Raw genomic sequence first — 9,928 nt, forward strand, 5'->3', positions numbered from 1 at the left:
AAGTAAACAGAAAGGAGATGAGAATATGAAAATCCAAGTTAAGGATGCTCAAGTTATCTTGGAACTTATGATTAAAAAGGGACAGAGCCAGCGACAATTTGCTAAAGAAATTGATGTATCTAGCCCTTACTTTAGCCAGATTCTCAATGGTAACAGGAATCCTGGACCAGCAATCGCCAAGAAAATTTGCGACGCTCTTGATGCTAAGTTTGATGATATTTTTTTTATCAACAATGGTTACAAAAGTGAACAAAAATCTAAAAGTGCATAAGGAGTGATAATGTATGAACCAATTAAAAGTTATTGAAAAGAACGACATCAGGGTTTTAACAAGTGAACAACTTGCGGAATCTTTTGGAGCGACGGTAGCAAAAATCAATTACAACTTCAGTTACAACAAAATCCGGTACGAAGAAGGAAAACACTACTTTGTATTAAAGGGTGATGAGCTTAAGGATTTTAAGACGGACATTGAAATTCCAACTTCGTTAAAGAGAGTTCATACACTATACCTCTGGACTGCAAAAGGGGCATTCCTACACGCAAAATCACTGAACACAGATAAAGCCTGGGACGCATATAGCCAACTGGTTGACGACTACTTCAACAAAACTGAGCAACTACAGCGGGCAAACATTCCTTCTCCTGTTCCTCAAACGCTTGAAGATATAATGATCGCGCAGCTTATGAGCATGAAGGAACTCAAGGCAGAAAACGAAAAACTCCGCCGGGAAATGTCTCATCTTTCTTTGGTAGTAGATGGCGAAGTCGTTCTTTCAAAACATCAACGTTCAGAAATCCAACAAGCAGTAAGACGGCGCCAAGGAGAGCTGAACAAAGAAGGATACGAAAATCCTCACTTCAAGAGCATATACACTGCGGTCAACGACCATTTCAACGTTCCAAGTTACAACGAGATCAAGCGCACTGATTTTGAACAAGCACTTAAGATCATTGCTGGATGGTATCCAAAAAAGAAAGAAGATGCCGCTGGATGATCTACCTAAAAACAGAAGTTGATGGTGTAGAACGAGAAATTGAAATATACTACGACGAAATTTTCACCCGCTGCTTTAAATGTGGAAAAGAGCTTCCGGTTGATCGAGAAATGATAATCGGCATGTTAAAAGACGGCTGTTCTTTTGCTGACACAAGTTTCAGTTGCCTTGTTCATTTAGTTCCAAATGATTAACTAGCACCACAATCCATAGTATGTACGAAATAAATCAATTCAATATATTGTACAACGTGACTAATACAATAAAAAGGAAATAATTACAAGGAGGTACGACATGGGGATCAAGTCAACAGATGTGCAAGGAAAGAACCCAGGACTATCACCGCAAGCGTGGCAGAACTTTCACCGCAAAATGGCCGAAATGAACGTGAAGTATCAGAAACAAATTCAAGACAACCTTTTGAAGAAGAGTAGTTAATCGAAGGGAGAGAAGAAGAGTGGCTAAATCACGCGAGGAAATGAAACGTCTGTTAACAACGGTGATACCCATTAAAACGCCGGACAATCCGTTCACACCGCGCTTTGTACCGACATGCGGATGCGGTGCTGTGGCTGAGTACGAGGTGTACGAGCACAGGGAAGCACACTGCCGCAAGTGCATGCTGGATGCGGTAGATAGCAACGTGTTCACCGTTGTTCGCCGGATCGGAGGATATGACGATGCCAGCTAACATGACTAAAGAGCAATACATCGAGTATTTACGCAATCAAGCCGAGTGGATCAATCAATTAGCAGACGAGCTTCAGAGTGGAGAGCCGAAGTCAGCGTGGGCCGTGGACTTCAATATGAAACGGCCTGACGTAATCGAGGAAAGAGAGCTGAAAGAATCTGCTTAAGACGGTACAGGACATAATCGAACATTACGGGAAGGAGGGAAAGGAGGATGATACCTCAGGACCGGACATTTTACCTGGAAATGGCGAAGTTGAAACCGAAGGACAAACGATGGGTGAGGATGTGCTTTAAAAACTATGCAAGAGTCTGGAAAAAGGAACAGGCAGCCATGCAGGGCCGCCAGTTGAAAGTCGCATTTTAAATTAACCAACGACAGTATACCACACATTTAGGAGGGAGTACACATGAGTTGGGACGACATTTACGCACAATTCCAACAATTACAGGATGAAAACGCGGAACTTCGCCGCGAGAATACGGAACTTCAGCGTGAGCTCGCCATGGCAAACGACTTGTACGAGCATCTGCAGAATGAACAGGCGTACCGATGAAGACCCGGGACGAGCGTATCCGGTATGTCATACAGCACCGTGACGGGTCGTTTCTGAACGTCCGCGGTGAGCGAAAGAGCGACTTTATGAGCGTTGATCGATGGGCGAATGCAGAGGACATAGATTTGTTTCTACACGGTCACTACGCGCCGGACAAGCCGGAAGAGTATCACGCGCAGCCGGTACGGATCACATATGAACTGGAGGTAAGCGAAAATGTGCAACAAAAGTGATAGCATCGTCAACCTTGCTAAAGCGCTGGTGGCGTTCAATCTGGAAGTGAAAATCATCGAAAAGGACGCGAAAAATCCTCACTTTAAGAACGATTACGCAACACTTGACAATATTGTGGACGAGGTTCGTCCATTGCTTGCCAAACATGGCCTGGTAATCATGCAATTCCCGGGCGGTGACGGTGAGAAATATACCCTTCGCACTATGCTGGTGCATGAATCCGGTGAATGGATTGAATCCGAGCCATTGACCATGCGACCGGTGAAGAACGATCCGCAGGGTATTGGGAGCTGCACCACGTATGCGCGGCGCTATTCCTTAACTGCCATGCTATCGCTTAACACAGGTGAGGATGATGACGGAGAAGGCGCGTCACGCGGTAATGGTCCTGTACCGGCTCCAGCAGCGCCGTATGTCGCACCTAAACCATCGACCAATACAAATACACCATCTTCAACATCAACGCCAGCAGCAGGCCTTATAAGCACCGCACAGGTTAGCTACTGCCACAAGCTGAAGCATGACAAAGGCATAGACGAAGACGACTTCCGGCGCATGGTCATGGAAATCGGAGGACGGGAGAGCATCAAGGAACTGACCAAGAAGGAAGCGAGCGAGTTTATCAATCTGCTCAATAACTATCAGAAGGGGGCTTGATAATGCGCAAGAAACCAATGAAGGAGGTTGCGCCCTGGAGACAGGGCATTCTTTCCCACCACAAGCGCGTGAAACTCACTCAAAAGCAAATGGGAGATATCAGCCCAAAGGTGAGAAAAGAGGTGCGCGAACGCTCCGGCGGAATATGTGAACTCCGCATACGCTGCCACGGCGCACCAGCGGTCCAACAGGCTCACTTAACCGGACGCAAGCAGTTAACACACAAGACAACAGCAGACGACCTCAGAGACGCTTGTATAGCGTGTCATCGGTATATCGACGAAACGCCGGAAGGTATCCGGTATAAGCGGAAGATACGAGGTGATCACAATGAATCTGCTTAACCGGATATTCAACAGTTTCAACACGCACTCAAAGACTTCTATACGCCCTCAGGACGAACGTTTCATCCGTTCGGTGGAATCTATCGAACAAACGCTGAAACGATCTCTACGAGGCGATGAGTACCGTGTGCTGTTCTCCTTCGACAGTGAGCAAGCGGAGCTTATCAAAAATCTAGTGAAAGAGGCGAGAGACATTGAATCTGACAAAGCTGTTTGAAATGCAAAATGAACTGGACGACTACATTGTCAAAACAAAAGGGCTGGAAGGACAGGGATTGCTACCGCAAAAGATTCTCGCTCTTCAGGTCGAGTTGGGCGAATGCGCCAATGAGTGGCGTGGGTTCAAATACTGGAGTGAAGACAAAGAACAAAATACGGACGTTAAACGAGCTAAAGGGTATAACTGGACAAAACCGGAATATTTGCACAGACCAGTTGATTCGTTTGAAAACCCACTCCTTGAAGAATACGTAGATTGCCTGCACTTCATCTTGTCGATTGGACTTGAACTTGAACCAAACATTACAGAAGAATGGGAGCTACCTAACAGTTTCCGAGCAGAATACAGTGAGAATCAAACAGAAGCGTTCAACCTTCTTTTCGGAGCATATAACGGAATTGAGAACAGAGAAGAAATCGCAAAGTACGAATGCTACATCTGGTCGCTAGAAATATTCTTTGAACTTGGTGAAATGCTAGGCTTCACCTGGGACCAAATCGAATCGGCCTACCGCACCAAATGGGAAATCAACAAGCAGCGTCAAGTAAGCGGGTACTGAACCATGAACCGTAAAGATGTAATCAAAGATATCGACAAGATACTCCGCACCGAATGTGACCACTGCAAAATGAAGGAACTACCGGGATACCGTTCATCATCCAGCAATCGCCTGAGCCACCACTGTATCAATGAGTGCGAGGTAGGCCAGAAGCTGCAAGGGATGAGCGTCAAGCTCAACGATACGTTACCGCGCAATATGAGGAAGGGGAAGAGTGCATGAGTGACATGGTAAATAATCCACCGCATTATACAGCCGGTAAAGTGGAGTGTATTGACGCAATAGACGCAGCAACAACCGGACTAACCGGAAGCGAGGCGTATTGCACCGGCGCAGCATTGAAATATCTGTGGCGATGGAAGCGCAAGAATGGGCTGGAGGACTTGAAAAAGGCTCAGTGGTACATCAATCGGCTGATTCAAGAACAGGAGGACACGAAATGACGCTCCAAGAACGCATCAAAGCATTAATCGACGTATGGGAAAACGCCGCAATCGTCTACGCGCAAACCTTGGAGGAGGACAAGAGGTACGGCGATTACGGCGGCATCCAGCACTGTGAGCATATGATCCAGTTTAGCCGGAAGAAGGTGGAGGAGCTGGAATCGGAGCTTAGGCAGATTAGGAGTGCTTAATACTCCTTCTTAGGAGGAACGAACTCCAGTAACTCACCAATTCCAATGCCGAAATAGTCGCAGAGCGCTTCAATGGTGGAATAGTCGATACGGATATTTGTCCCATCATAAAGACGGCCTAACGCTGGAGCGCTCACGCCTGTTTCCTTTGACAATTTATTGATACTACGAATCTTTTTTTCAGCCATTAGCATTGGCAGATTACTTTTTATCATCACTTATCACCTAAAACTATAATACTCATAACAACTTATAAGTAAACGGTATAAGCATAAATATAACGATAACGTTGTAAATTTAACGGTAACGTGATACAATGACGTCAATGGGAAATGAAGGGGTGAGTAAACATGAAAAAGACGAAAAACATTCCATACCGTCTTGATCCTAACGAGCACAAGCAGCTCAAACTCTTCTGCGTTGAACATGGAATCCCGATGCAGCAATTCCTTGAGAAAGCTGTGCAAGAGTACCTGAAAAAGTGGGCGGTGTAGCCAATGGCCGGATCGTTTCAAACCAGCCGGGAAATGTTCGGCAACCCAATATGGAAAAACATCGTTGAGTTTCGCCTTTTCTTTCTCATATATGGTAATGCCGTATTTTCGGACGAAGGAGTAAGGCTGGCTGACGACCTGGTTTTAAAACGCGGGGAGTGGTGCAGATCAACAAGAAAGCTACAGGAGGATTTGGAGTACATCGAAAACAGGCAAGTAAAAAGATACTCAACATCCGTGATAAACCGTTGCATTAAGAAGTTAGAAAGGTCGCAGAGGATATGCACGAGAATACATGAACTTGGAACAATATTCACTGTTCTCAACTACGATGAATACCAATTCTCAAGAGATAAAACCTTGCAAGTGGGTAGCAGTAACCTTGCAAGTTACATGCAAGAAGATTGCACGAGAATCGGTGAACATGGAACAGGTGAAAATCAAGAAAAAGTATTGATACAAATCGGTTTATCAAGTCCTAATGATGATAACTTGGAACACAACTTGGAACAGTGTTGGAACAGTGTTGGAACAGTAGAAGAACACTCGGGGAACAATAATAAGAATGTTAATAAGGATAAGAAGGTAAAGAAGGATAAAAAGAAAGATATTATACCTAAAATTCAATTTGCTGAATTCGTTTCAATGACTCAGGAAGAACATGACAAGCTAACTGAATCACACGGAGAAGACAAGGTAAAACGGATCATTGAAACTTTGGACAATTACAAAGGATCAAACGGCAAGAAGTACGCTAGTGATTACAGAGCCATTTTAAACTGGGTAGTTAATCGCGTTGAAGAAGATGAAAAGAAGCAACTCACTTTAATCAAGGGAGGTGGGAACGGTGGAGAGTTTAAGGGACGCGCTCAAGACGTTCGATCTGGAGGCGATCAGAAAACGGGTCAGTATGATTTCCTCAATGTCAGCAGCACCAGAACAGGCACAACCCCTTACGACCCGACCATCTTCTGAACCAGTTTGTATTAAGTGCCGGGGACAGGAAGGCGAATTCTACCGGGACGAAAAAGGATATGAGTATTGGAGAGATTGCGAATGTGTAAAGAGAAAGAAGGCCGAACGATTGATGCATTCCAGCAACATTACGGAAGAGTTTCAAAGCAAGAGCTTCGGAACCTTTGAAAAAGAGGATTTGCACCCGGACGTCAGCACGGCGCACGATCTGGCGTATGAATACACCAAGAACTTTTTAAACATTCGTAAGAGCAGAATGAACAGCATTGCTCTACTCGGTCAGCCGGGATGCGGAAAAACACATCTGCTTATGGCTGTATCAAACAACCTTATCAAACGTGGAATTGAAGTGATTTACTTCCCATGGGTAGAGGGGTGGACGGAGATATGCGAGGATTATAAGCTCATGCCGGAGCGTGTGCGGCGATTACAACGGGCCGAAGTGTTATTCATAGATGACGTGTACAAAGGCCGTGACGAGCCAACCAAGACGCAGAGAGAACAATTCTTCGCCATCGTGAACTATCGGTACATGGAAAACCTTCCAATGCTGATTAGCTCCGAACGCACGATTGCTGAAATGTGCCAGTTTGACGAAGCGGTAGGCAGCCGGATCAATGAAATGTGCCGGGATTACAAGGCAATTATCAATAAAAATATGGAATTAAACCGCAGGCTTAAATAAGAGAGGATGGATGAACAGTGAGTGACAAAGTGAAATTGACGAAGGAGCAGGCGTCAATAGTGCAATCACTTTTAGACGAAGGGAAATCAAGCGTTGAATACACATTAAAGCAACACGTTATTGACCGACAACAATGGTCCGGAGAAAACCTACTTCCGCTTAGAGAAATGACATTCGACACCTTAGTTCGCGCGTTTTACATCGGATATGAAGTAGAACTCAGCATTCAGGAACAGTTGCTTGAAAAGTACAATAAATTTTCTGGAAATGGATACGATCAGTACAGAGACGCATATCGCCAAGGAATGCGTGATGCACTGGACATCGTCCCAATGAAAGTAAAGGGGATAAATGGCTGATGGAAACTATTGACGATTACGAACTGATAGATAAGGACTTCAAAGAATGGTGGAGACAGGGACTTATCGCCTTTGGTATGGACCCTAGCATAGCAGACAGTTGGGAAGAGAAGAAAGAAGAGGCAGCTTAACAAGGGAGGAAACAGGGATGAAGTACAGAGTATGGAACGTAATCAATTTGCCTGCTGAACCAGCGCGCATTCCAGTTGATACACCAAAGCAAGGAATTGTATTGATCCACAAAATGTCACATGAGCAATTGGAAAGACCAGAGATTGAGACGAATGCCTTCGGATTGGAATATTTCGACGAAGAGGACAAGAAATGGTGGGAATGGGAAGACGCTGACGGGTACGGTGTAACGGACTATGAAGCACTCAGCGACACTCTGGTTATGCGTGACGATGGAGAACAGATGGATTAACACGTCGCCACAGCTAATACAAGCACCACACAGACGTTTTAGACACAAATGTGAGTATTTATCAGGAAGTACATTAAAGCGCCTGTACGGGGCGTATAGAAGGCGAGAGGATATCATGACACACAATTACGAAAAAATGTGGAGAGAGTTGCAGAAGAAATTACAAGACAGAGCAGATGATGATGATTTTTTAACTATGGCAGACGTTGCGGATGTAGTGGAAGAATTGGAAAACGAATGGATGATAGTTACGCGTCCAATAACAGAGAGAATCATTGGCCGAAGGGCATCGAATCGACCGCAATACTAAGCGGAGCGAGGCCGAATAATGTTAGTTTCACATCCTCTAACAACAAAGGAGAGACGGTATGACACCAGAACGGATAGAAGAGATAAAACGTGAATATTCAGAACCTATGAAATGGGCGGGAGATCCAGCAGTGGTCCTTGAGTTGCTGGCTGCTCTGGAAGAGGCACAGCAGATGCTGGAAGGCGGCAGTTATGCCATCGCAGATGTAATAGCAGAACGCGATACCTATCACATGCAATTGATCGAGGCACAGCAGACCATAGCCCGGCAACGGGAGGCGCTGGAGAAGATCGAAGAAGAACTGACCGACGATACGACGGAGCGCGCACAGCAAATCAACGCCATAATCGGGGCCGCCCTTGGGGAAGGTGCTGAGTCATGACACAGAAACGTGAATCCAAATACAAGACGAAGACGGTTATCTGCTATGGATGTGGACGTCCCTATGAAGTTCCATATGAAACGGAGGAACGAAAGGAAGATTATGTGTGCAGGAAATCTTGTGCAGATAAAACCGCGAGTTATAGCGAGGAAGGTGTTGAGTCATGACACAAGTACAGGATATGACCGACCAGCAGCTTAACAATGAGATCAGCCATATGATGATGAAATCACTTGGATGGAAGCTTGTTAGAGAAGATGGTCCATGGATTAGACCGAACGGAAGTTACTCAACAGGACGTTTCCGCAACTACTGCACAGACCACGCCGCCTCTCTGGAGGTACAGGCAGCAGCTATAGAAAAAAATTCCAACGAATTTGTGATTGCCTTGGATCGAATTATTAACCCTAATCAGCAACAGCATGAATTTACAGAAGATGAAATAGCGGCATTACTCACCGCCAGCCCCAGAGAAAGGGCTATGGCGGCATACCAAGTGTTAAAGGCTCATACGGCCTCCGCCTCCGGCTAAGCTGATTCGGTCGAGACGATGAAAGGGGAAAACACATGAAGGCGCTTGATCTATATTGCTGTGGTGGCGGCGCCGGAAGAGGGCTGCACCAAGCTGGTTTTGAAGTAACTGGGGTTGATATTAATCCGCAGAAACGTTATCCATTCAAATTCATTCAGTCAGACGTAATGCAATTATCAATTGATTTCTTACGGGAATTCGATTTTATCTGGGCCTCTCCGCCATGTCAGGCATACACGCTTGCTGGAACGCAGTGGAGAAGAGAGGGAAAGGAATATCCTGACCTAATCGAAGCGACAAGAGCCATGCTTATCGAGTCTGGAGTTCCATGGGTGATAGAGAATGTGCCAGAAGCGCCATTAAAGAATCCTGTTGTGCTGTGCGGAGCAATGTTTGGGCTTAAAACATACCGCCATCGGCTTTTTGAATCCAGTTTCAAGATCGAGCAACCTGAGCATCCGCCACATGTAGCAAAAAGCACCAAGATGGGAAGGCCGCCAAAAGAAGGGGAGTTTATGCAGATCGTCGGACATTTCAGTGGAGTACCGCAAGCGCGGGAGATCATGGGTTTGCCCGGATTGAATCAATACGAGCTTGCACAAGCCATTCCGCCGGCATATTCGAAGTACATTGCAGAGCAGTTTTTTAAAAGCATTTCGGTGTTTACGGAGGAACCAGACGGTCAACTTGCGATGGTGGTTGATTGGCCGTAGGCCATCGAATAGCGACCGAATAAGCTTAGCGTCAGCGGGGGCCGAATACAGGGTTAGAGGGGCTTAACCACCCCTCTCCAAGGGAGGGATAAGCAATGAATAAGTATAGAGGTCAATCAACTTATACAGGTGAATGGGTATATGGTTCACTGGTAAATAAC

At 45.6% G+C, this 9,928-nt stretch carries 26 protein-coding genes; 25 read left to right on the forward strand and 1 reads right to left on the reverse strand.

What is annotated here, in order from left to right; translation table 11 throughout:
- The first annotated feature begins 25 nt into the window (after nucleotides 1-25).
- The 15 genes from EH198_RS16285 to EH198_RS16340 all read left to right on the forward strand — a co-directional run bounded on the left by EH198_RS16285 (nucleotide 26) and on the right by EH198_RS16340 (nucleotide 4,893).
- Nucleotides 26-271: a helix-turn-helix transcriptional regulator gene (locus EH198_RS16285; protein ID WP_124696568.1), complete on the forward strand. Its 246-nt coding sequence runs from the start codon at nucleotides 26-28 to the stop codon at nucleotides 269-271.
- 13 nt (nucleotides 272-284) lie between these two features.
- Nucleotides 285-998, forward strand: coding sequence for an ORF6N domain-containing protein (locus tag EH198_RS16290; protein WP_124696569.1), 714 nt, complete (start codon nucleotides 285-287; stop codon nucleotides 996-998).
- A complete protein-coding gene (locus EH198_RS16295) occupies nucleotides 995-1,192 on the forward strand; it encodes a hypothetical protein (protein WP_124696570.1) in 198 nt (65 codons plus the stop codon). The genes EH198_RS16290 and EH198_RS16295 overlap by 4 nt, the downstream gene beginning before the upstream one ends.
- A gap of 100 nt (nucleotides 1,193-1,292) precedes the next feature.
- The gene (locus EH198_RS24730; RefSeq protein ID WP_185702923.1) at nucleotides 1,293-1,436 is read left to right on the forward strand and encodes a hypothetical protein; all 144 of its coding nucleotides are present in this window, start codon (nucleotides 1,293-1,295) and stop codon (nucleotides 1,434-1,436) included.
- Between the two features lie 19 nt (nucleotides 1,437-1,455).
- Nucleotides 1,456-1,689: a hypothetical protein gene (locus EH198_RS16300; RefSeq protein ID WP_124696571.1), complete on the forward strand. Its 234-nt coding sequence runs from the start codon at nucleotides 1,456-1,458 to the stop codon at nucleotides 1,687-1,689.
- Between the two features lies 1 nt (nucleotide 1,690).
- The gene (locus tag EH198_RS24735) at nucleotides 1,691-1,855 is read left to right on the forward strand and encodes a hypothetical protein (protein ID WP_185702924.1); all 165 of its coding nucleotides are present in this window, start codon (nucleotides 1,691-1,693) and stop codon (nucleotides 1,853-1,855) included.
- Nucleotides 1,856-1,902: 47 nt separating this feature from the next.
- Nucleotides 1,903-2,055 (forward strand): hypothetical protein, encoded by a 153-nt coding sequence (locus EH198_RS24740; RefSeq protein WP_185702925.1) that lies wholly within the window; start codon nucleotides 1,903-1,905, stop codon nucleotides 2,053-2,055.
- 43 nt (nucleotides 2,056-2,098) lie between these two features.
- Entirely contained in the window at nucleotides 2,099-2,245 is a 147-nt protein-coding gene (locus EH198_RS24745) for a hypothetical protein (protein ID WP_185702926.1), read from the forward strand.
- Entirely contained in the window at nucleotides 2,242-2,478 is a 237-nt protein-coding gene (locus EH198_RS16305; protein ID WP_124696572.1) for a hypothetical protein, read from the forward strand. Before EH198_RS24745 ends, EH198_RS16305 begins: the two co-directional genes overlap by 4 nt.
- On the forward strand, nucleotides 2,462-3,136 hold the full coding sequence (locus tag EH198_RS16310) for an ERF family protein (RefSeq protein WP_124696573.1): 675 nt from the start codon (nucleotides 2,462-2,464) through the stop codon (nucleotides 3,134-3,136). Before EH198_RS16305 ends, EH198_RS16310 begins: the two co-directional genes overlap by 17 nt.
- A 321-nt stretch (nucleotides 3,137-3,457) precedes the next feature.
- Nucleotides 3,458-3,697: a hypothetical protein gene (locus tag EH198_RS16320; protein WP_185702927.1), complete on the forward strand. Its 240-nt coding sequence runs from the start codon at nucleotides 3,458-3,460 to the stop codon at nucleotides 3,695-3,697.
- Nucleotides 3,675-4,259 (forward strand): dUTP diphosphatase, encoded by a 585-nt coding sequence (locus EH198_RS16325; protein ID WP_124696575.1) that lies wholly within the window; start codon nucleotides 3,675-3,677, stop codon nucleotides 4,257-4,259. The genes EH198_RS16320 and EH198_RS16325 overlap by 23 nt, the downstream gene beginning before the upstream one ends.
- 3 nt (nucleotides 4,260-4,262) lie before the next feature.
- Entirely contained in the window at nucleotides 4,263-4,481 is a 219-nt protein-coding gene (locus EH198_RS16330) for a zinc-finger domain-containing protein (protein WP_124696576.1), read from the forward strand.
- Nucleotides 4,478-4,702, forward strand: coding sequence for a DUF3310 domain-containing protein (locus tag EH198_RS16335; RefSeq protein WP_025333690.1), 225 nt, complete (start codon nucleotides 4,478-4,480; stop codon nucleotides 4,700-4,702). Before EH198_RS16330 ends, EH198_RS16335 begins: the two co-directional genes overlap by 4 nt.
- Complete coding sequence (locus EH198_RS16340) at nucleotides 4,699-4,893, forward strand: hypothetical protein (protein WP_124696577.1); 195 nt, start codon at nucleotides 4,699-4,701, stop codon at nucleotides 4,891-4,893. Before EH198_RS16335 ends, EH198_RS16340 begins: the two co-directional genes overlap by 4 nt.
- Here EH198_RS16340 and EH198_RS16345 read toward each other — a convergent pair.
- A complete protein-coding gene (locus EH198_RS16345) occupies nucleotides 4,890-5,108 on the reverse strand; it encodes a helix-turn-helix domain-containing protein (protein ID WP_025333692.1) in 219 nt (72 codons plus the stop codon). The genes EH198_RS16340 and EH198_RS16345 overlap by 4 nt on opposite strands.
- A 135-nt stretch (nucleotides 5,109-5,243) precedes the next feature.
- Here EH198_RS16345 and EH198_RS24750 point away from each other — a divergent pair, with 135 nt between their 5' ends.
- The 10 genes from EH198_RS24750 (at nucleotide 5,244) to EH198_RS16385 (ending at nucleotide 9,767) form a co-directional block, all read left to right on the forward strand.
- Entirely contained in the window at nucleotides 5,244-5,387 is a 144-nt protein-coding gene (locus EH198_RS24750) for a hypothetical protein (RefSeq protein WP_185702929.1), read from the forward strand.
- 33 nt (nucleotides 5,388-5,420) lie between these two features.
- Entirely contained in the window at nucleotides 5,421-6,362 is a 942-nt protein-coding gene (locus EH198_RS16350) for a hypothetical protein (protein WP_148091507.1), read from the forward strand.
- Nucleotides 6,310-7,047, forward strand: a complete 738-nt coding sequence (locus EH198_RS16355; RefSeq protein ID WP_124696579.1) for a DnaA ATPase domain-containing protein — start codon at nucleotides 6,310-6,312, stop codon at nucleotides 7,045-7,047. Before EH198_RS16350 ends, EH198_RS16355 begins: the two co-directional genes overlap by 53 nt.
- A 17-nt stretch (nucleotides 7,048-7,064) precedes the next feature.
- Nucleotides 7,065-7,406: a hypothetical protein gene (locus tag EH198_RS16360; protein WP_124696580.1), complete on the forward strand. Its 342-nt coding sequence runs from the start codon at nucleotides 7,065-7,067 to the stop codon at nucleotides 7,404-7,406.
- Nucleotides 7,406-7,537, forward strand: a complete 132-nt coding sequence (locus EH198_RS25370) for a hypothetical protein (RefSeq protein ID WP_281278015.1) — start codon at nucleotides 7,406-7,408, stop codon at nucleotides 7,535-7,537. Before EH198_RS16360 ends, EH198_RS25370 begins: the two co-directional genes overlap by 1 nt.
- 17 nt (nucleotides 7,538-7,554) lie before the next feature.
- On the forward strand, nucleotides 7,555-7,830 hold the full coding sequence (locus tag EH198_RS16365; protein ID WP_124696581.1) for a hypothetical protein: 276 nt from the start codon (nucleotides 7,555-7,557) through the stop codon (nucleotides 7,828-7,830).
- A 115-nt stretch (nucleotides 7,831-7,945) separates the two neighbouring features.
- Nucleotides 7,946-8,140 carry a hypothetical protein gene (locus EH198_RS16370; RefSeq protein WP_124696582.1) on the forward strand — a complete coding sequence of 65 codons (195 nt, stop codon included), beginning with the start codon at nucleotides 7,946-7,948 and terminating at the stop codon, nucleotides 8,138-8,140.
- A 58-nt stretch (nucleotides 8,141-8,198) separates the two neighbouring features.
- Nucleotides 8,199-8,522, forward strand: a complete 324-nt coding sequence (locus EH198_RS16375) for a hypothetical protein (protein ID WP_124696583.1) — start codon at nucleotides 8,199-8,201, stop codon at nucleotides 8,520-8,522.
- 163 nt (nucleotides 8,523-8,685) lie between these two features.
- Entirely contained in the window at nucleotides 8,686-9,054 is a 369-nt protein-coding gene (locus EH198_RS16380) for a hypothetical protein (protein WP_124696584.1), read from the forward strand.
- Nucleotides 9,055-9,089: 35 nt separating this feature from the next.
- Nucleotides 9,090-9,767, forward strand: a complete 678-nt coding sequence (locus EH198_RS16385) for a DNA cytosine methyltransferase (protein ID WP_124696585.1) — start codon at nucleotides 9,090-9,092, stop codon at nucleotides 9,765-9,767.
- Nucleotides 9,768-9,928: the final 161 nt, after the last annotated feature.

Source organism: Paenibacillus rhizophilus (assembly GCF_003854965.1).
In the GTDB taxonomy this organism is placed as follows: Bacteria; Bacillota; Bacilli; order Paenibacillales; family Paenibacillaceae; genus Paenibacillus_AQ; species Paenibacillus_AQ rhizophilus.